General features: G+C 53.6%; 18 protein-coding genes. 9 read left to right on the forward strand and 9 right to left on the reverse strand.

Annotation, left to right across the window (positions count from 1 at the left end; genetic code table 11):
* The first annotated feature begins 51 nt into the window (after window positions 1–51).
* The gene (gene glyS, locus ACKPCT_RS07730; protein WP_319568864.1) at window positions 52–2,124 is read left to right on the forward strand and encodes a glycine--tRNA ligase subunit beta; all 2,073 of its coding nucleotides are present in this window, start codon (window positions 52–54) and stop codon (window positions 2,122–2,124) included.
* A 90-nt stretch (window positions 2,125–2,214) separates the two neighbouring features.
* Window positions 2,215–3,087 carry an NAD(P)-dependent oxidoreductase gene (locus ACKPCT_RS07735; protein ID WP_319568865.1) on the forward strand — a complete coding sequence of 291 codons (873 nt, stop codon included), beginning with the start codon at window positions 2,215–2,217 and terminating at the stop codon, window positions 3,085–3,087.
* 135 nt (window positions 3,088–3,222) lie between these two features.
* On the opposite strand, the gene ACKPCT_RS07740 is transcribed toward ACKPCT_RS07735, so the two are convergent.
* On the reverse strand, window positions 3,223–3,702 hold the full coding sequence (locus tag ACKPCT_RS07740) for an Lrp/AsnC family transcriptional regulator (RefSeq protein WP_090068688.1): 480 nt from the start codon (window positions 3,700–3,702) through the stop codon (window positions 3,223–3,225).
* 208 nt (window positions 3,703–3,910) lie between these two features.
* Complete coding sequence (locus ACKPCT_RS07745; RefSeq protein ID WP_319568866.1) at window positions 3,911–4,537, reverse strand: uracil-DNA glycosylase family protein; 627 nt, start codon at window positions 4,535–4,537, stop codon at window positions 3,911–3,913.
* Between the two features lie 218 nt (window positions 4,538–4,755).
* Between ACKPCT_RS07745 and ACKPCT_RS07750 the strand changes: the two genes are divergently transcribed.
* The gene (locus ACKPCT_RS07750) at window positions 4,756–6,285 is read left to right on the forward strand and encodes a sensor histidine kinase (protein ID WP_090068686.1); all 1,530 of its coding nucleotides are present in this window, start codon (window positions 4,756–4,758) and stop codon (window positions 6,283–6,285) included.
* A gap of 12 nt (window positions 6,286–6,297) precedes the next feature.
* Here ACKPCT_RS07750 and ACKPCT_RS07755 read toward each other — a convergent pair whose 3' ends face one another.
* Together ACKPCT_RS07755 and cobT are read right to left on the reverse strand one after the other, a co-directional pair.
* Window positions 6,298–7,152 (reverse strand): EamA family transporter, encoded by an 855-nt coding sequence (locus tag ACKPCT_RS07755; RefSeq protein WP_319568867.1) that lies wholly within the window; start codon window positions 7,150–7,152, stop codon window positions 6,298–6,300.
* Between the two features lie 296 nt (window positions 7,153–7,448).
* Window positions 7,449–8,462: a nicotinate-nucleotide--dimethylbenzimidazole phosphoribosyltransferase gene (gene cobT / locus ACKPCT_RS07760; protein WP_319568868.1), complete on the reverse strand. Its 1,014-nt coding sequence runs from the start codon at window positions 8,460–8,462 to the stop codon at window positions 7,449–7,451.
* A 258-nt stretch (window positions 8,463–8,720) separates the two neighbouring features.
* Here cobT and cobS point away from each other — a divergent pair, with 258 nt between their 5' ends.
* Window positions 8,721–9,584 (forward strand): adenosylcobinamide-GDP ribazoletransferase, encoded by an 864-nt coding sequence (gene cobS, locus ACKPCT_RS07765; protein ID WP_090068680.1) that lies wholly within the window; start codon window positions 8,721–8,723, stop codon window positions 9,582–9,584.
* A gap of 93 nt (window positions 9,585–9,677) precedes the next feature.
* Complete coding sequence (locus ACKPCT_RS07770; protein ID WP_319568869.1) at window positions 9,678–10,364, forward strand: retropepsin-like aspartic protease family protein; 687 nt, start codon at window positions 9,678–9,680, stop codon at window positions 10,362–10,364.
* 23 nt (window positions 10,365–10,387) lie between these two features.
* Here the strand turns inward: ACKPCT_RS07770 and dusA are convergent, their stop codons facing one another.
* The 4 genes from dusA to betI form a co-directional block, all read right to left on the reverse strand.
* Window positions 10,388–11,377, reverse strand: coding sequence for a tRNA dihydrouridine(20/20a) synthase DusA (dusA, locus tag ACKPCT_RS07775; protein WP_319568870.1), 990 nt, complete (start codon window positions 11,375–11,377; stop codon window positions 10,388–10,390).
* A gap of 197 nt (window positions 11,378–11,574) precedes the next feature.
* Entirely contained in the window at window positions 11,575–13,230 is a 1,656-nt protein-coding gene (betA, locus tag ACKPCT_RS07780) for a choline dehydrogenase (protein ID WP_319568871.1), read from the reverse strand.
* A complete protein-coding gene (betB, locus tag ACKPCT_RS07785; protein ID WP_319569400.1) occupies window positions 13,230–14,684 on the reverse strand; it encodes a betaine-aldehyde dehydrogenase in 1,455 nt (484 codons plus the stop codon). Before betB ends, betA begins: the two co-directional genes overlap by 1 nt.
* A gap of 11 nt (window positions 14,685–14,695) precedes the next feature.
* A complete protein-coding gene (gene betI / locus ACKPCT_RS07790; protein WP_090068670.1) occupies window positions 14,696–15,343 on the reverse strand; it encodes a transcriptional regulator BetI in 648 nt (215 codons plus the stop codon).
* A 111-nt stretch (window positions 15,344–15,454) separates the two neighbouring features.
* Here betI and choX point away from each other — a divergent pair, with 111 nt between their 5' ends.
* The 4 genes from choX (at window position 15,455) to ACKPCT_RS07810 (ending at window position 19,240) form a co-directional block, all read left to right on the forward strand.
* Window positions 15,455–16,375: a choline ABC transporter substrate-binding protein gene (gene choX, locus ACKPCT_RS07795; protein ID WP_319568872.1), complete on the forward strand. Its 921-nt coding sequence runs from the start codon at window positions 15,455–15,457 to the stop codon at window positions 16,373–16,375.
* 93 nt (window positions 16,376–16,468) lie between these two features.
* On the forward strand, window positions 16,469–17,305 hold the full coding sequence (choW, locus tag ACKPCT_RS07800) for a choline ABC transporter permease subunit (protein ID WP_090068666.1): 837 nt from the start codon (window positions 16,469–16,471) through the stop codon (window positions 17,303–17,305).
* A complete protein-coding gene (gene choV / locus ACKPCT_RS07805; protein WP_090068663.1) occupies window positions 17,302–18,339 on the forward strand; it encodes a choline ABC transporter ATP-binding protein in 1,038 nt (345 codons plus the stop codon). The genes choW and choV overlap by 4 nt, the downstream gene beginning before the upstream one ends.
* Before the next feature lie 22 nt (window positions 18,340–18,361).
* Window positions 18,362–19,240 carry an alpha/beta hydrolase gene (locus ACKPCT_RS07810; protein WP_319568873.1) on the forward strand — a complete coding sequence of 293 codons (879 nt, stop codon included), beginning with the start codon at window positions 18,362–18,364 and terminating at the stop codon, window positions 19,238–19,240.
* 19 nt (window positions 19,241–19,259) lie between these two features.
* On the opposite strand, the gene ACKPCT_RS07815 is transcribed toward ACKPCT_RS07810, so the two are convergent.
* On the reverse strand, window positions 19,260–20,225 hold the full coding sequence (locus ACKPCT_RS07815; RefSeq protein ID WP_319568874.1) for a GlxA family transcriptional regulator: 966 nt from the start codon (window positions 20,223–20,225) through the stop codon (window positions 19,260–19,262).
* Between the last annotated feature and the right edge of the window lie 441 nt (window positions 20,226–20,666).

Raw genomic sequence — 20,666 nt, forward strand, 5'->3', positions numbered from 1 at the left:
TAGTCAAAATCCCAAAGACCTTACCCATTATCGATGTAAATAGAGAAGACTATGCCAGACCTTCTGCTTGAGCTTTTTTCCGAAGAAATCCCGGCCCGCATGCAGCGCCGGGCTGCTGAAGATTTGAAAAAACTAATCACCGGGGGTCTGGTGGATGCCGGTTTGACCTATGAGGGTGCCCGCGAATTTGCAACCCCTCGCCGCCTTGCTTTGTCCATCACAGGGCTCACGGCCTCCTCTCCTGATATTTCAGAAGAGCGCAAGGGCCCACGTGTGGGGGCTCCAGAAAAAGCCCTTCAAGGCTTTCTGCGCGGTGCGGGCCTTTCTTCGATTGAAGAAGCCACGGTTCAGACCGATCCGAAAAAAGGCGACTTCTATGTAGCCATCATCAATAAGCCGGGCCGCAAGGCTGAAGACATTATCGCCGAACTCGTTCCAGATGTCGTGCGAAAATTCCCTTGGCCGAAAAGTCAAAAATGGGGTCAGGCTGGCGAAGGTGCCCTGCGCTGGGTTCGCCCACTGCATTCCATTCTGTGCACGCTTTCGGTTGAAGGCGAAGGCTCTGAAGTGGTTCCCTTCACTGTCGAAGGCATTGAAAGCTCTGACAAGACGCAAGGTCATCGCTTCCACGGTAAAGATGCGTTTGCGGTCAAACGCTTTGAAGACTATGTGGCTGGCCTCAAAGAGCGCAAGGTCGTGCTTGATCTTGATGAACGCAAAGAGATCATCCTCAACGACGCCAAAACCCTCGCTTTTGCGCAAGGATTGGAGCTGGTTGAAGATATGGGGCTGCTTGAAGAAGTCGGCGGCCTCGTGGAATGGCCGGTCGTTTTGATGGGCGAGTTCGAACAGGCGTTCCTCGACATGCCGGACGAAGTCATCCAGACCTCGATCCGCGAGCATCAGAAGTGCTTTGTTCTGAAAGATGCCAAAACCGGCAAGCTGGCCAACAAGTTCGTTCTGGTTTCCAACTTGATTGCTCCGGATGATGGCAAGACCATCGTTGCCGGCAACCAGAAAGTCGTGCGCGCGCGCTTGTCCGACGCCAAGTTCTTCTGGGAAACCGACCTCAAGACCGGCCTAGAAACCCGCCTCTATAAACTCGACTCCATGGTGTTCCATGAAAAGCTAGGCACTCAGAGCGAACGCGTCGAGCGTCTTATTGCTCTGTCCGAAGCACTGGCTCCGACCGTTGGCGCCGACAAGGCTCTGGCTGCACGGGCTGCCAAGCTGGCCAAGGCAGACCTTGTTACCGACATGGTGTTCGAATTCACCGAGCTGCAAGGGCTTATGGGCCGCTATTATGCGCTGGCTCTGAATGAGGACCCCAAGGTCGCTGATGCGATCGAAATGCACTACAAGCCGCAGGGTCCGAGTGATGTTGTCCCGACAGAACCTGTTTCTATCTCCGTTGCCCTGGCTGACAAACTGGATCTGCTGACCGGCTTCTGGGCTATCGATGAAAAGCCGACCGGATCGAAAGACCCGTTTGCTCTGCGTCGTGCTGCACTGGGTGTCATCCGCATTTTGGTGGATAATGACATTCGCCTGCCACTGCAGGCCATCTTTGCCACGGCACGCCCGGGCTTTGAACAGGGCGATGATCTATTGTCTTTCTTTGCCGATCGCCTCAGCGTGTATCTGAGAGACAAAGGCGCACGTCATGATCTGCTCGACGCCGTGTTTGCTCTTGGTGGTCAGGATGACATCGTCATGATCGCCAAACGCGTTGAAGCGCTGGGTTCGTTCCTCGCCAGCGATGATGGTGCCAACTTGCTGGCGGGGTATCGCCGTGCAGCGAACATCTTGCGGGCTGAAGAAAAGAAATCAGGCACAAGCTTTGAAGGCGTTATCGAGGGGGCTCATCTGCATGAGCCGGAAGAAGTCGCCCTCGCCTCAGCCATTGAAAAGGCTAGGATTGCTGCCGCAGACGCTGTAGAGGCAGAAGACTTTGCAGGCGCCATGTCAGCCCTCGCCACCTTGCGGGCACCAGTGGACGCCTTCTTTGAGAAGGTGCTCGTCAACGACGAACGCGCCGAGGTTCGCGAGAACCGCCTCAAAATGCTGACGCAGATCCGCGCAACAACGCGTACTGTCGCCGATTTTTCAAAAATCGCTGGCTAACAAATGTTTTTCGAACAGGGCGGCTCATCAGGCCGCCCTTTTTCTTTTTATGACTAGCATGTTCCGCTCTAACGATATGAGGATTTTGATATGGCCAAAGTTACTTTTCTCGGTCTTGGTGTCATGGGCTATCCAATGGCTGCTCACCTTATGCATAAGGGTGGTCATGATGTCACTGTCTATAACCGCACAGCTGCTAAAGCCGAAAAATGGGTCGCAGAGCATGGTGGTTCAATGGCAACGACACCAGCGGCGGCCGCCGAAGGCGCCGACTTCGTGTTCTGCTGTGTCGGCAATGATGATGATTTGCGCGAAGTGACCATCGGCGAAGACGGAGCCCTTTCCACCATGAAGGAAGGCGCCATCTTTGTTGACAACACCACCGCCAGCGCCAAAGTGGCGCGCGAGCTCTATGAAGTTGCCAAAGCGCAGAATGTTGGATTCATTGACGCTCCGGTTTCCGGCGGACAGGCTGGCGCAGAGAATGGCGTGCTCACTGTCATGTGTGGCGGTGATGAGGATATCTTTGCCAAGGCGAGACCGGTTATCGAATCCTTTGCCAAGATGGTCGGTCTGATGGGCCCATCGGGAGCGGGCCAGCTAACCAAGATGGTCAACCAGATCTGCATTGCGGGCCTTGTGCAAGCCCTTTCGGAAGGCGTTCACTTCGCCAAGGAAGCCGGGCTTGATGTGGAAGCTGTCGTTGACGTTATCTCAAAAGGCGCTGCCGGGTCATGGCAGATGGAAAACCGCGCTTCCACCATGGCGAAAGGCGAGTTCGAGTTCGGCTTTGCCGTTGACTGGATGCGCAAGGATCTGGCCATTGTTCTGGACGAAGCACGCAGCAATGGGGCGCACCTGCCTGTAACGGCCGCAGTTGATCAGTTCTATGGACAGGTCCAAAGCCTTGGTGGCAATCGCTGGGACACCTCTTCCCTCATTGCTCTTCTGGACCGCAAATGATCGTAGGATGGGCGACGGAAACGTCGCCTGTTTTCTGTTCTTAAAAGACATAGAAAAGCCCGCGGCGCCCTAAAGGCTCGCGGGTTTTTTGACTCTCGCTGAACGGCAATATGAAAAAGCTACACGGCTGACTCGCTAGCGCGATTCCTTATCGGGCAGATAATTGAGTGGCAAAGCGGTCGTGTATTTTATCTGCTCCATGGCGAATGTGGTCGAGATGTCGCCCACTTCGATGCGCGCAATAAGTTTTTTGTAAAAAGCGTCATAGGCGTCAATATCGGGCACAACGACGCGCAGCAGATAGTCCACCTGCCCAGCCATGCGATAGAATTCAACGACTTCGGGGAAATCCCTGATCACATCTGCGAAGCGCTTGAGCCAATCGGAAGAATGCTCATTGGTGGTTACCGCAACAAAAGCGGTGACCCTCGTGTTGACCTTGTCGGGGTCCAGTAGCACGACGCGACCGGTGATAACCCCTTCTTCTTCCATTTTCTGAATGCGCCGCCAGCATGGCGTCGTGGACAGGCCCACCCGACGTCCGATTTCAGCGACAGGCATAGTGGCGTCTTCCTGCAGGATTTGCAGAATGCGCCGATCCAAACGATCCAGCATGGCTTTCTCCGATCCCTTAAGGAGCGATATATACCCGATCTTCAGACTGGGCTTATGGCGTCGAGACAATGTCCTGGACAAAGATTTTCTCATAATCGCCCCATTAACAAAATGATATCGAAAGAAAATTCTCAAATCAATGTCAATATGTGAGAAATGCCCCTCATCCTTTTGTAGAGCCAATGTTTTGCAGAAAATTTTTCTGCAGCTACCCAGCTAATATCTTGCGCACTTCTTCTTTCAGAAATGGCAAAATGTCTCTTTCAAACCAAGGGTTCTTCTTCAACCAGGCTGTATTCCTCCAAGAGGGATGCGGCAGCGGCAGAATTCGGGGAGCGGCCGTTTCATTCCAGACGGCCTTGGCTTGCTCCACGGTTTGTGTAAGCGTTTTGGCGCGTCTTTTGCCCAGGTGATAGCGCTGCGCATATTGGCCAATCACCAGAATCACCTCCAATTGCGGCATGCCTGCAAAGATCTCGTCGTGCCATGCCTTCACACATTCCTTGCGCGGCGGCAAATCTCCGCCCTTTGCGTCATAGCCGGGAAAGCAAAACCCCATCGGAACAATGGCAATCCTGCGTTGATCGTAAAAACAAGCTCGATCAATCCCCATCCAGTCGCGCAGACGATCTCCCGAAGGATCGTTAAACGGGACGCCGGTCTCGTGCACCTTCATGCCCGGAGCCTGCCCCGCGATGCAAATGCGCGCCGTTGAAGACAGGCGCACCACCGGCCGTGGTTCATGGGGCATTGCAGCGCCGTTTGGGGCATCGCGGCAAATCCGACAGTTCTCAATTTTGTCTGTTAGCCTGTTGAGCTTGGCAGCCTGCTCCACGCGCCTACTCCTTATTGATTGGCACTGCAATAAATAAGACTTATTTGATCTAAATATTCAAATATATTCAACGCCTTCTCTTTTCCTGCCACAACGAATAGCCCACATCTTTTCACCATTTCATTCTTTATTTACCATCTTCTTCAGGCGGATTTTAATACAAATGGGAAATGATGTTTTCAGGAGCATTTTAATAAAAATGAAAAAGGGCGTCACGCATGACCGGTGTTTATAGCACTGATCGGTCAAAGAAGAATTCCCAGCAGGCCAACAGCGCCCGTGCTGCGAAGAGGCGTGCCGTTTTGCGCACCGTCCACGATGTGCGTGAGCAACTCAACAACAAAGACGGATATCGCCCGAGCTTTCGCCATGAGCTGATGCTGATGTATGCGGAAAACCGCATCTCTGCGGCTTATGCCATGCCGGTTCTATTTCTGATATCTGCGGCCATTTCCACGCTCTGGACGACGCCGATCAATGCCCTTTTGTGGGTGGTCGCTGCATTGATCATTCATCTCGTTACGACCCTCTATGTCAAAAGCTTCAAGAAACATTCCGAAAATGATATCGAGCTGAATGACTGGCAAAGGCGCTTCTTGTTCATGGAAGCTCTTGCTGGCATCGTCTGGGCCGCGATCCTGTTGTTGCCGACAACCAAAGACGTTGGATATCTGGAAGAGTATCAGTTTGCGGTGATGCTCGTCGTTATTGCTGTTACGACGATGCTCAGCTTTCCCATTCCGTCTGCGGTTTGGGCCGGCTCGCTGCCAATTGCTCTGGTCATCAATCATTCAATCCTGATGCATTCAAAAGAGACAGATCCAACCTTGTCCCTTATGTCCATCGGGGCGATTGTCTTCTTCATTCTGCTTTCCAAGCGCCTCTATAGTTCCACGCTGGCCATGCTCAATTTTAGGCTTGAGAAGGATTATCTTATAACCGAGCTGGAACAAGCCAAGGCCATCTCGGATGAGTCCCGTCGTCAGGCAGAAGAGGCCAATACGGCAAAAAGCCGTTTTCTTGCCACCATGAGCCATGAGCTTCGCACGCCGCTGAACGCCATTCTCGGATTTTCCGAGATGATGAAAACGGAAGTTTTCGGCCCGCTGCCAAATGACAAATATCGTGAATATTCCAACGATATTCACGCGTCCGGATCTCATCTGTTGAATCTGATCAACGAGATTCTGGATCTCTCGCGCATTGAAGCAGGACGCTATCGCCTTAATGAAGAAGCGGTGACTCTGGCCTATATCGCAGAAGATTGCGAAAATCTCTTGCGGATCCGCGCCAAGGCCAAAGATATATCCATTACACTTGATGCCGACCAGACGCTGCCCAAGCTTTGGGCCGACGAACGCGCAATCCGCCAGATTATTCTCAATCTGCTCACAAACGCGGTGAAATTTACGCCCAACGGCGGCAGCATTACCCTTACGGTAAAGGGTGTTGAAGATGGCGGTCAGATGGTTTCGGTCAAGGATACCGGCATGGGCATTCCCGAGCACGAAATCGAAACGGTACTCAGTGCCTTTGGTCAGGGAACGGCCGCCATTCAAAGCGCAGAAGAAGGCTCAGGTCTGGGACTTTCGATCGTTCAGGCACTGGTCACCATGCATGACGGCAAGTTCGATCTGAAATCCGAGCTGCGTAAGGGCACCACTGTTACGGCAAGCTTCCCGCCAAGCCGCGTGATGGACATGATCCAACCCTCCAAAAACCGTATTCGTCTCAAGAGAGCTGGATAGTCGTTTCTCCCCTTAGGCACTCGCCAGAATCGATACCCCCAGAAGGATCATGCAGGACCAAATAAGGCGATCTTTCAAATTGCCCTCGCCAAGGAGCAGGCTTCCCAATAGTACCGACAGGACAACGCTGACCTCCCGTATTGGAGCGATGTAAATGACGGGCGTAAATGTCATAGCAACAAGCGCGAGAATATAGGCCAAGGGATTGAAAATCGCGATGACCAGCAGGCCAGCTTTATGCTCCTGCCAGATCTTTTTGACGGCCCCTGCGCGCTTTGCTGCGACGGGCGCCAGAAGAATGGACCGCCCGAGACTTGAGCTATAGTCGAGCAGCAACGGCGGCAAAGCGAGCACGGACACTGCATAGGCATCCCAGACTGTGTAGCTACCGATCAGCACCCCAGCTCCAACCCCAAACATCAAGGACGACGCTTGTGCCATCGACTTAATCTTTAAGCCACCAGCCAACATCAACACACCGAAGATGATGACCAGCGCGCCCAATGCGCCCTGTATTGTTGCCTGCTCGCCAAGAATGACAACAGCAAAGATCGTTGAGAGCATGGGGCCTGTGGCGCGGGCCGTGGGATAGACGACAGAAAGATCTCCTGTTCGATATCCTTTTTGCAGCAGAAGGAAATAGCCCAGATGCAAAATGCAGCTACCGATGATGAAGCTGATATTGAACGTATTGAAGGCTGGCATTTGCAGAAAGAAATACACCGCCAACGGGCTATAGATAACCACCGTTATAGCGGAGAACGTCCACACCAGTTCTGGTCCGGCATTGATGCGTTTAACGAAGAAATTCCAGGTGGCATGGCAAAAAGCGGCAGCCAAGACAAGCATGAATCCAAGAAGGGACATGAGAAAAACCTTTCAAGACTAAAATGGGCGCACGTCTAGCGTGCCCTTTCCATCCCCCCTAGTCTTTTGATCTTTCAGGTGTCTGCCCACTTGGGCTCTTAGCAGCGCTCGGTCCAGACCTGCCAAAGGCAGCGGAACCCTAGCTGAACATGGATAGGCTAAAAAGGAAGTTAGCAGTCCCTCTCGTTTTTGTAAATCTGGCGACGCGGCTTTCGACTTGACTGTGGCTAGATACAACAAAGCCGACACGCGGCCGGCTTTGTATTGGTTTGAAAAGTCCTAGCTGAACCTTAGGATTAAAGGCCGATATCTGCAAATGTTGCCATGCCGTTATGAGCCTGACAGGCTGCCTTGACGACACCTGCAGCCATTGCAGCGCCGGTGCCTTCACCAAGACGCATGCCCAGATCGAGCAAAGCTGTTTTACCCATGGCATCAAGAGCGCGACGATGGGCACCTTCAGCAGAACAATGGGAGAAGATGCAATGATCCAGCGTGCGCGGGTCAAGCTTGTGAAGCACGGCCACAGCCGCAGTGGTGTTGAAGCCATCGACAATTACTGGGACATTGTTGATGCGGGCAGCAAGAACGGCACCGGCCATAGCTGCAAACTCACGACCACCGAGGCGTGCAAGCACTTCGAGAGGCTTGTCGAGATGATCCTTGTGGGTTTCCAGAGCCTTGTTGACGAGATCCACTTTCAGCTGGATGCCCTTGTCGTCAACCCCTGAGCCACGACCACACCAGTCTTCAGCGGAACCACCAAACAGAGCCGTAAACAGGGCGGCTGAAATGGTCGTATTGCCAATGCCCATTTCGCCAAGGCACAACAAGTCCGTACCGCCTGCAATCGCTTCCATACCATATGCCATGGTTGCGACGCAGTCTTTCTCTGACATGGCCGGTTCGACAGTGATGTCGCCAGTTGGATGCTCAATGGCGAGGTCGAAAACCTTGAGGCCAAGATCATAGGCCGTGCAGAGCTGGTTGATTGCAGCGCCACCCTGGCTGAAATTGTCGACCATCAGCTGGTTCAGCTCATTCGGGAATGCAGAAACGCCGTGTTTCGCGATGCCATGCTGACAGGCAAAAACGCCAACGAGCGGACGGAGAATCTGCGGCTTTTCGCGATTCTGCCAGACAGCAACCCATTCAGCCAGTTCTTCAAGCTTGCCAAGAGAGCCAGCTGGCTTGGTCAGAGACGCTTCTCTCTCACGAACTTTGGCGCGCAGCTCTTCATCTGGCTCCGGCATCTTGTCCAGCAATGCCAAGATGTCATCAAAAGGGAGAGCGGAGGAAGTAGGAATCATTTTATTCTACCTTTTAGATTGTTTTGAACACCGGTCGCGGTGGTGGTAGGCGACGGCCGATAAAGCTGAGTATCCGAATCCAGCCACTTAGGGCTCACAAGTCACAGTGTTATCTTGCGTTTAGCATAGTCTTGCGAAAAGCGCTTGCCTCTCCTTGCCGAATTTGCTCATTTCGGATCATTCTTGCCACGAGATATACTGAGCGGTCAGTCACTGAGCAATACGCAATTGTCACGAAAGGTCCTAAGGGAGGATCAAATGCCGGAAATGTCCACGCCAAATGGAAAGCCTTCTCTTCTTATGAGCGTTATTCGATATATTCAGGGTTGGTGGCAGGATATTCTGGATTGTTTTGCCTTTTTCACCCGCCTCCCGGTTCCCGGATTTTTGGGTAAGCCCAGCGAAGGGATGCCCTCGATGCACCGCACAGCGCGGGCTATGCCTCTCATTGGCTTGTTCCTGGCCTTTTTCGCCCTGATTCCAGCGACACTTTTTGATGCCTTGGCATGGACGGCGCCGCTCCCCTCTTTTCTGCTTGCCTGCATGACCATTCTCTCCATGTCGATCGTAACTGGCGGATTGCACGAGGACGGGCTAGCTGATGTAGCGGACGGCTTCTGGGGCGGGCATACCATTGCGCGCAAGCTAGAAATCATGAAGGACAGCCGGCTCGGTAGCTATGGCGCCACCGCCCTTTGCATGTCACTCTTGATGCGCATTAGCATCGTCTATTATCTCTTTGAAAATTATGGTGTAACTCGAGGAGGCCTTGCCTATCTTGCGGCTGGTGTCGTCTCTCGCGTGCCGCTTATGCATGTATGGCACACGTTGCCAGCGGCTCGCATGAACGGGCTTTCTGCGGGTCTGGGAGCCCCTTCCACGCGCACTTATGCCATCTCTATCGCCATGGGTGCGCTAGCGACGGGTCTATTGATTGTGCCTAATTTCGGGTTGGCCTCAGGCATTTCTGCCTTCGTCATGATTGTTCTGGCAAGCCTGATGATGGTCAAGCTGGCAAATCACCATATCAAGGGTCAGACCGGCGATGTATTGGGAGCTTCACAGCAGGTGGGCGAGATCTTCTTCGGCATTGGCCTTCTGCTGTTTGCCTCCATCGGGTGACGACAGATCACGCCCACATTTGCCCTCCCCATGGATTTAACATGATCCAATCCCTATATGGCAGGGTACAGAGAGTTACCGGGGAGATATTTTATGTTCTATGCGCTGATGGGTATTGTCGTCACAGCAGTGGCCATACTGATGTATAATCATCAGTCCGGCGAGCTATTTGGCTATCCGATCGAAGCCATAGGCAGCGTTGCTGTGCTTTCGACATTGCTGCTGTTTCTGCTATCGGGACGCGGCTCCCGACGCAGCGCGCCTCCATTGAAATCCCTTAAGTATCTTGTCTTGTGGGCCGCTTTGGGCCTCTTGCTGGTGCTTGGTTACAGTTTCAAGGACGATGCTCGCATGCTGGTCAGCCGCGTAACGGGCGAATTGGTGCCCGGCTCGGCAATGGTTTCGAGCGATGGCAGCGTATCTTTCCGGCGCTCTGCCGGTGGTCATTTTCAGGTGAGTGCGGATGTCAATGGCTCCTCTCTTTCGATGCTTGTTGATAGCGGGGCCAGCGCCGTAGTCTTGACCAGAGACGATGCAGAAGCGATAGGGATCGATACGGCGCGCCTCAGTTATATCGCCCCTGTCAGCACGGCAAACGGGCGCACCTTCACGGCCCCCATTGTTCTGGATAGCATTTCGGTCGGAGGTCTTCAGGCCAACAATGTCCGCGCCATGGTGGCGCAAGACGGGGCCTTGCGCGAAAGCCTTCTGGGCATGAGCTATCTGGATCGTTTGGGCAGTTGGTCTGTCAGCGGAGATCGCCTGACGATATCGCGCTGATATTGTTCTGCCGCATTACACCATCACCGCAAGGCCTTGAGCGCTTCAAGCACGAGGTCTGATGTTGCACCGGGTTTGACCGATTCCACGGTCAAAATCTGGCGCCAACGTTTGGCGCCCGGGCGGCTTTGAAACAAACCAATCATATGCCGCGTCACCTGACTTGCGCGTCCACCCCGCGCGATATGCGCATCGATATAGGGGATCATACCTTCAGCCGCCGCGAACGGGTCGACCGGCTCCCCTTCCCCGAACAGATCACAATCCACTCGCGCCAGCAGAGCGGGGCTTTGATAAGCAGCCCGACCAAGCATCACACCATCGACATGCTGGAAATGCTCCGCACAGTCTTCCAGTGTCTTGATACCGCCATTGATCGCGATATGCACATTGGAAAGCCGCTGTTTAAGACGATAGACACGATCATAATTCAGGGGCGGAATATCCCGATTTTCCTTCGGGCTCAGTCCCTGCAACCAGGCTTTACGTGCATGCACTGTTAGTCCATCGCAGCCCGCTTCAAGCAACTTGTCGACCAAAATATCGAGCGCTTCTTCTTCATTTTGGTCGTCAATCCCGATGCGGCATTTAACGGTGATGGGCACATCCGTCACCTTCTTCATCGCCTCAACACAGCGAGCAACAAGATCCGGCTCAGCCATCAGGCAAGCCCCAAACATGCCGGACTGCACGCGATCTGACGGACACCCCACATTGAGGTTGATTTCATCATAGCCAAAGTCGGCGCAAATTCGTGTTGCCTCGGCCAATTGCTCAGGATCCGAGCCCCCGAGCTGCTGCGCCACAGGATGCTCCGCGTCATCAAACCCGATCAGATGCGCCCTGTCGCCATGAATAACAGCAGGCGCAGTTACCATTTCAGTGTAAAGCAAAGCCTTCTTTGAAAGCAGCCGATGGAAATACCGACAATGCCGATCCGTCCACTCCATCATGGGCGCAACAGAGAAGATTTGGCCTTTGACTTCGAAATGGTCTTGCTGCTTTTCGGTCATTTCCGCTTTATTCCATCGGATTTATTGTTGAGGGCTTTGGTGTCGGGATCGTTTCTCACAAACTTAAACCGAATGCAAATGCTGAATTGCGTGTGAGGAGGACTGAATTTGCGCTCTAGATTGAAAAAAGGCCGACAGCAGCTTGTGCGCGTCGGCCTTACTTATTCGCTTAGGACTATCCTTGGCAGACCAATGCCCTATCGCTGGCTGGTTTGCCAATCTGGGTGAATCCATGGCTCAGCCTCATCACGGGGCAGCATTTTGCCAAGAATGTGATCGGCAGCCTTTTCTCCAACGAGGATAGAAGGCCCATTGAGGTTGCCGTTGTTAATCTGTGGGAAGATGGAGCTGTCAGCCACGCGCAGCCCTTCGACACCGATCACCTTGAGGTCAGGATCAACCACGGCCATGGGATCATCTTTTGCGCCCATCTTGCACGTGCCGCACGGATGGAAGGCGCTCTCGACATTGGCGCGTATAAACTCGTTGAGGTCCTCTTCGCTCGTCACATGAGAGCCTGGCTGGATTTCCTTGCCCCGATAAGGCGCAAAGGCTTCTTGCCCAAACAATTCACGGGTCAATTCGATGCAGATGCGGAAGTCGCGCCAGTCATCCTCATGGGACATATAGTTGAAGAGGATACGTGGATCTTCTTTCGGATCGGCGGATTTAAGCGTTACCTCGCCACGCGATTTGGAGCGCATCGGGCCAACATGAGCCTGGAAGCCATGGCCTTCGGCTGCCACTTGCCCATCATAGCGCACGGCGATTGGCAGGAAGTGGAACTGGATATCCGGATATTTGACTCCAGCAGCAGAGCGCACAAAGGCACCACTTTCAAACTGGTTGGATGCGCCAAGGCCGGTGCGGGTGAAGAGCCATTGCGCTCCCACAAGACCCTTGCCGAAGAGGTTCCAGTATTTGTACAGGGTGATCGGCTTGGTGCATGCCTGCTGGATATAGAGTTCCAGATGGTCCTGCAGGTTTTTGCCAACGCCGGGGCGATCAGCAATCACGTCGATTCCGTGGCTCTTCAGTTCTTCCGCTGGGCCAATGCCCGAAAGCATGAGCAGCTTGGGGGAATTGATGGAGGATGCAGCGACGATCACTTCGCTGTTGGCCGTGATGACCTCCGTCTTGCCTTTGCGCAGTACCTCTACGCCCTTGGCGCGCCCGTCTTCGATCACAATCTTCTGGGCGAACGCTTTGACCAATTCGCAGCGGCCCGTCTTCATGGCCGGTTTGAGATAGGCCTTGACACATGACCAGCGGTCACCCTTCCAGATGGTGGCTTCCAGTGGGCCGAAGCCTTCCTGCTTTTCGCCGTTGTAATCGGCGGTCATTTCGTAGCCGGCTTCTTTGCCAGCCTGCTCAAAGGCCTTGATCAGCACATTGTCACGCGGACCACGGGTTACATGCAGTGGCCCGCTCTTGCCGCGCCATTCAGGATCTCCCCCATGGCCGCCCGAATGCCAGTTTTCCATGCGTTTAAAATAGGGAAGCACATCGGCATAGGACCAACCGGTGGCGCCATTTTCATCCCAATGATCATAGTCGCAAGCGTGCCCGCGCACATAGACCATACCATTGATGGAAGACGTGCCACCAATAATCTTGCCGCGCGGCGTAACGAGGCTGCGCCCGCCAAGATAGGGTTCTGGCTCGCTGGCGAATCCCCAATCATAGATCGGCATATTCATGGGATAGGACAAGGCGGCAGGCATCTGGATGAAAGGCCCGATATCGGTACCTCCCTGTTCTATAACGATGACAGATTTTCCTGCTTCCACCAGACGATAAGCGGTTGCGCTGCCGGCAGAACCGGACCCGATAATTACATAATCAGCTTGCATTAAAACGGCGCCTCCGTGTCGCCCATACACACGTAAACAGACTTAATCTGGCTATAATGCTCGACGGCAGTCTTGGAATTCTCGCGGCCAACGCCGGACATTTTCATGCCGCCGAAGGGTGCTTCCACTGGTGTAAGATTGTAGGTGTTGATGTAGCAGGTACCGGCTTCAAACTGCGCGGCCACGCGATGGGCCCGGCTTAGATCTTTGGTAAAGACCCCGGCGGCCAAGCCGAAGGCGGTATCATTGGCCCGCAGGATGGCTTCTTCTTCGCTCTCGAAGGAGAGAACCGACATGACGGGGCCGAAAATCTCTTCGCGGGCGATGGTCATGTCGTCCATCACGTCGGCAAAAACGGTCAGCTCCATATAGTAGCCGTCACCAGAGATGGTGTTACCGCCAGCGACGAGGCGCGCGCCTTCTTCTATGCCTTTCTTGATGTAGCCCTCTACGATGGAGCGCTGTTTTTCGGAAATCATGGGGCCGATTGTGGTGGCCTCATTCATCGGATCTCCAATGACGGCCCCTTTCATCCGCTCGGTCAGGCGCGCAAGGAAGGCATCCTTGATGCCACTTTGCACGAAAACACGCGTGCCATTCGAGCAAATTTGTCCGGTGGAATAGAAGTTGCCATTGATGGCAGCGGACACAGAATTTTCCAAATCTGCATCGTCAAAGATGATGATCGGAGATTTGCCGCCCAATTCCATGGTTGCGTGTTTGAGCGTAGATGCTGCGCTTGCATAAACCTCTTGCCCGGTTGGCACCGAACCGGTGAGCGACACCTTGGCAATGCGCGGATCTTCAACAAGCGCGGCCCCGACTTCGCCATAGCCCTGAATAACATTGAAAAGGCCCGCCGGCGCTCCGGCTTCCTTCAGGATTTCTGCCAACTTCAGCGCTGTCAGCGTGGTTTCCTCGGAGGGTTTGAAGATCATGGCATTCCCGCACGCCAGGGCTGGAGCGGCCTTCCATGAGGCGATCTGAATAGGATAGTTCCAGGCTCCGAGCCCGACGCAAACCCCAAGCGGTTCCCTGCGGGTGTAGACAAAGTCGTCCCCGGCAACCGGGATATATTCGCCTGTCAGGGTTCCGGCCAGTCCGCCGAAATATTCCAGAGCATCTGCACCGGAGGCCGCATCGGCAATCAGGGTTTCGGATAGCGGCTTGCCGGTATCGTGGGTTTCAATTTCGGAAAGCTCCTGATTGCGCTCCCACATGATATGGGCAGCGCGGGTAAGCACCCTGCCCCGTTCGGTGCCAGAAAGAGCGGCCCATTGTTTCTGCGCTGCGGTGGCTGAGGCGATAGCCTGATCGATGATGGAAGGAGTCGCAGCATAGACACGCGCGATCTCTTCACCCGTTGCCGGATAGATGACCGGAATGGGCACTCCGGTATCATCTTCAACATATTGCCCATTCACAAAATGGCTTGCGGGTGGTTGAAAAACCATGCTCATGCAAATTACTCCTGCGGTTTGGCAATTGGATCCATCGGGCTTGGGTCAGCCTCTTCGATGGATAAATCTTCATTTTCGTGGATTTCGGTACATTCAGCAGCCAGGGCCCTGAGCACATGCTCACCGGCCTCATGTCCCATATTGTCCGTGCCATCGAGGGCATAGCGAAGGTAGAGACCGTCTATGAGGCCAGCGATTCGGCGAGCAACATCAGGGGCGCGCTCTCCAACAAGGGAGCGTAAATCATAGACAAGGTTGCTGTGCAGACGGCGCTGGTAGACATAAAGCAACCTGCGCGCCTCGGCTGATTTGAGGGCCAATGTGTAAAAATTGAGCCATGCGGCAATGGTTTCACGGCGGAAATTCTTATGCTCAAAGCTGGCATAGGCAATTGCCTTCAACCTTTCTTCAGGTGTTCCGGCCTTGCGTAATTCTTCACGCACTTCCATGCCATACCGCATGAGAATATCGCGCATGGCCGCAAGAAACAGGCTGTCCTTGTCCTTGAAATAGTGAAAGGCCAAGCCTGACGAGACACCAGCACTCTTGGCTATCTGACTGGTTGTTACATTCAGTGACCCGACGGCAGCGATTTCGCGGATTGTCGCGGCGATCAGCTCTGCGCGTCTTTCATGTTCTGCTTTTCTAACCAAAATGAGAAATCCTGATTGAGGGTTGCAAAAATCATTTACCCTGTTATTTATTGACTAGTCAATCAATAACTTTTTATTCCTACACCTAGCGATTTGAAAGCGAGAGACGTTATGAAACTGGCAACCGCCGCCTCCATCCTTGCCCTGTCCACCACTGCTGCCTTTGCTGATTGTTCGACAGTGACATTCTCGGACGTCGGCTGGACAGATATCACCGCGACGACCGCAGCCACTTCAACAGTGCTGAAAACTATTGGCTATAAAACAGAAACCCGTGTGCTATCCGTGCCGGTTACCTACATCTCTTTGGAAGAAGGCAAAGTGGATGTGTTTCTGGGCAACTGGATGCCGACAATGGAAGCCGACATCAAACCCTATCGGGAAAAGGGAAGCGTTGAGACCGTGCGCGCCAATCTGGAAGGCGCCAAATATACGCTGGCCACCAACGCTGCAGGCGCAAAACTTGGTATCAATAACTTTGCTGCCATTGCAGAGCATGCCGATGCGCTGAAAAGCGTTATCTATGGCATCGAGCCAGGCAATGACGGCAACCGTCTGATTATGGACATGATTGAAAAGGATGCCTTCGGTCTTGGCGATTTCTCCGTGAGGGAAAGCTCAGAACAAGGCATGCTCAGCCAGGTGGAGCGTCTTTCCAAGCGCGACAAGCCGATCGTGTTTCTAGGCTGGGAACCTCATCCCATGAACGCCAACTTTGACCTGACTTACCTTAGCGGTGGCGACGACTATTTCGGCCCGAATTATGGCGGCGCAACGGTCTATACCAACGTCCGTGCAGGTTATGTCAAGGAATGCCCGAATGTTGGCAAGCTGCTGAATAATCTCGAATTCTCCCTCAAGATGGAAAATGAGATCATGGGCTCCATTCTCAACGACGGCAAAAAGGCCGAAGATGCGGCAGCTGAATGGCTCAAGGCCAACCCGGCCGTGCTTGATGGCTGGCTTGATGGTGTCAAAACCACGGAAGGTGAGGACGCTTTGCCTGCGGCAAAAACGGCCCTTGGTCTTTGACCGACTCTTATCATGGACCTCGCCACTGGCGAGGTCTTTCCTTTGGTGTGGCAGCCCCATGCCCAAACAAGAAGAAAATAAGGAACATTTACTGTGGATTGGCTCTATTCCCACAAGATCCCCGTCGGGGATTGGGCGAGTGCAATATTCGAATGGATTCGCACCCATCTGGAGGGTGCTCTGGATACCCTCAGTATCATTTTGGAAAGCGCAATTGACGGCATCCTCTGGATGCTGCACACCCCCCACCCTCTCATTGTCATCGCGCTCTTTGTTCTCATCACATGGTTCCTGCAAAGCAACTGGAAAATCTGTCTTTTTGTCGGACTAGGTTTCCTTTTCATTCTCAATCAGGGCTATTGGCGCGAAACCACAGAGAGCCTGACGCTGGTTCTCTCTTCTTGCGCCGTATGCATGATCATCGGGGTCCCGATTGGTATAGCGGCAGCACACAGGCCCAAAAGCTACGCCCTGATGCGTCCCATTCTGGACCTGATGCAAACCCTGCCGACTTTTGTTTATCTTATTCCTGCGATTGTCTTTTTCGGAATTGGCATGGTGCCCGGCCTCATTGCGACTGTGGTCTTTGTCCTCCCCGCTCCTATCCGGCTCACGCATCTGGGCATTTCATCCACTCCCGAGCGGCTTATCGAGGCTGTCCGCGCGTTTGGCGGTACAGATCGCGATGTGCTTTTCAAGGCTGAACTGCCCTATGCCATGCCGCAGATCATGGCGGGTCTCAACCAGACAATCATGCTGGCACTTTCCATGGTCGTCATCGCCGCGCTGGTTGGTGCCGATGGTCTTGGCGTTCCCGTCGTACGGGCTCTCAATCAGGTCAACACCAGCCTCGGATTTGAAAGTGGTTTCGTCATCGTTGTCGTTGCCATTATTCTTGATCGTATTCTGAACAGGAAGAGTGAACAGTGACCGCAGCCATCAAATTTGAAAATGTGTCAATTGTTTTTGGTGACAAACCGGAAACAGCCCTGCCCCTGATGGATCAGGGATTGGATCGTGCCACAATTCAGGAAGAAACCGATCAGGTGATGGGAGTGCACAATTGCTCTTTCGAGGTCAAGGAAGGCGAAATCTTCGTCCTGATGGGCCTGTCTGGGTCGGGCAAATCCACCCTTTTGCGCGCCGTCAACGGGCTGAACCCTGTGGTACGCGGAGCGGTACAGGTCAATACCGGTGATCGCATGATCGACATCACCGAAGCCAACAACAAGGAATTGCGCTACATCCGCAGCCAGCGCGTAGCGATGGTGTTTCAGCAATTCGGTCTGTTGCCTTGGCGGAGCGTGGCCGAGAATGTTGGCCTCGGGCTGGAGCTTTCCGGTATGCCCAAGAAGAAGCGCCGCGACGTGGTATTGGAGCAGCTGGCCATGGTGGGGCTCGCGGATTGGGCCGATAACAAGGTCGGAGAACTTTCCGGCGGCATGCAGCAGAGAGTCGGCCTTGCCCGCGCCTTTGCGACGGATGCCCCAATCCTGTTGATGGACGAGCCCTTCTCTGCTCTCGATCCGCTCATCCGTACCAAGCTGCAGGACGAGTTGCTTGATTTGCAGGAAAAGCTAAGGCGCACCATTCTGTTTGTCAGTCATGATCTTGATGAAGCCTTCAAACTGGGCAACCGCATCGCGATCATGGAGGGTGGTCATGTCAGCCAGATCGGCACACCGCAGCGTATCTTTTCCAAACCGGCGGATGATTATGTCTCTGACTTCGTTGCCCATATGAACCCACTTGGTGTTCTGCGCGCCATTGACGCCATGAACAAACCAAAGTCTGACAGTTACGAAGAAACGGTCGCCGCAGAAACGCTTCTTGCTGATATGCTCGATATTCTGGCCGAGAATGACAAGCCGCTTGGCGTGACCAAAGCAGGTGAAATCGTGGGCGAGCTTTCAGCGCGCAAAGTGTTGAAATTCCTGTCGGGCCATCTTGGTGAAGACAGCTAAAAGCTAAAAGGATATTGCAAGCGTGGACTATTCAACTCTCCTTGATGAAGACGTCCTCGCTTTCATCAAGGAGACGCTTTCCTTTTATCCCGATGATCTGGCACCGGATGATTGGCCCACCCAAAGAGCGGTTTACGACCGCATGGCGGATCAATTTCGCGCAGCTCGACCAAAGGGCCTGCCGGTTTGCGATGATACCATCGCTGGCGTTCCTGTCCGCTATTACGGGCAGCCGAGCGAGACCATGATCCTCTATGCCCATGGAGGAGGATTCGTTTTGGGAGGCTTGGAAAGCCACGATGACGTCTGCGCCGAAATGGCTGTTGCTAGCGGCGTTCAGGTTGTTTCCATCGACTATCGATTGGCACCAGAGCATCCACATCCGGCAGATTTTGAAGACATGCAGGCTGTGGCAAAGGATTTGACACAGCAGCATTCCATTGTGCTTTGCGGCGATAGTGCTGGCGCAACCCTTTGCGCCAGTGTTGCTGGCGTTTGGCACTCCCCAAGACTGCTTGGGCAAGTGCTTATTTATCCCTATCTGGGATACCCCATGAATGGTGGAAGTTTTGACGCTCATGCCAATGCGCCGTTGCTTTCTCTTAGCGACCTCATCGGTTTCGCTGATGTACGCGGAGTAAAGCAAGAGACCGCCCGCGCGATTCCGCATTTTGGTACTCTGGCCAAGCTTCCGCCGACCTTCCTCTTCCCTGCTGAATGCGATCCGCTGCATGATGACGCCCTCCTTTATCATAAAGAGGCGCAATCTGCCGGGGCTGATATACAGATAAAGACCCATAGTGGCCTGGTGCATGGCTGGCTGCGGGCTCGACATAAGAGCAATAGGGCGTCATTGGCATTTGATGATATCCTCAAAGCACTCAAAAGCCTCGTTGGCTGAGGCGCGCTTTCTCACGCGTTCAGGAAACCTGCTGGCGAATGGATTGACCGTAAATCCGCTTGAAAGCCTTGCTCAAAGAGGCGCTGTCGGCATAGCCGCACCGCAAGGCGATCTCATGCAGGCCCAGTTCTGTCCCTTCCGCCAGTTCCCGTGCTCGAGCCAGCCGCATATTCTGATAATAACGCCCCGGTGACATATCCATTTCGCTCTGGAACAAGCGATTGAGGCTACGGGGAGAGACATAGGCACGCTCGGAAAGCTCGCGCAGGGACAATGGCCGTTCCAGCGTTTCAGCCATGATATTGATCACATCGTAAATCTTGTTGCTCCCCTTGCCGGAAATCGACGGGCTATTGAGCTGTTCCTTGATGAAACTGCTGCTGTCCTGCATGAACATGGAAGAGGCCATTACGGCCTTATCGGCCCCAAAGCGCTCTGCGATAAGGTCCAGCATCAGATCCAGACCGCTGGACGCAGCTCCGCAGCTCCAGTAGCGCCCTTCCCTGAGATAACCTTGGCTTGTCAAATGCACCTGCGGGTATTCTTCAGCAAAGTCGGCCTGGATCTGCCAATGGGTGGCCACGGTCTGGTCATCCAACAGCCCGGTCCCTGCCAGAACCCACGCACCGGCATCCGCCGCAATCACCGTTTCGCTCTGGCGCACAAGCTGCCCCAGAATGCGCAAATTGTCGGCAGTCACATGTTGCCTGAAGCTGTTGCTGGCCAGAATGACCAGAATATCCGTGCTTTCAAGATCTGCAATTGAAGCTGTTGGTTTAATCTCAAGCCCTGAGGATGTCCACACCGAACCATCGTCGATACTGAGTATCTGCCATTGGATTCCTTCGCCATATTGCTCTTCAACAACCCGCAAGGGTTCGAGCAAGCAAGACAAGACAAAATTGGAAAATCCATCAAAGAGAAGAAAGCTGACATTCATGATGCTATTGGCCATTTTGGACGTATATTCGGCAATATAGGACAATTATTCGCTGTCTGGCTACTCTATTCTGCCACCCGAAACACCCAAAACCTGCCCTATGGTTTTTAGCAAGAAAACCAACTGTGCGGGTGACTGGAAGATCCGACCACAAGCTCTGTTTCTTCGGAGTTTTAAATGTTTCCAATCTGTTAGGTCGGGTCGCTTGCAAGTGCACTGCAGGCTTGGGCGCACTCTCGCGCTCGTGATCCAGTTTATAAAACTAGCATGCTGAAGCGCAGCGCGGGGCGTCTAATCCGCGTAATAAAAATTAGGACCGGCAGGCATCTGTAGCCCACCGGAAGAGACACCCAGCACCGCAGCTTTATGCCTTGGCGGTGCAGGAACATATAAACATTGCCTTTTGAAGCCATCCCATCGCGTTGGCAAGTAGAGGCAAAGACAATCTATGTTTCGGCTCGATCGATCCAATCCATTCCGCCTCAT

The organism is Cohaesibacter marisflavi (assembly GCF_963665895.2).
GTDB classification, from domain to species: Bacteria; Pseudomonadota; Alphaproteobacteria; order Rhizobiales; family Cohaesibacteraceae; genus Cohaesibacter; species Cohaesibacter marisflavi.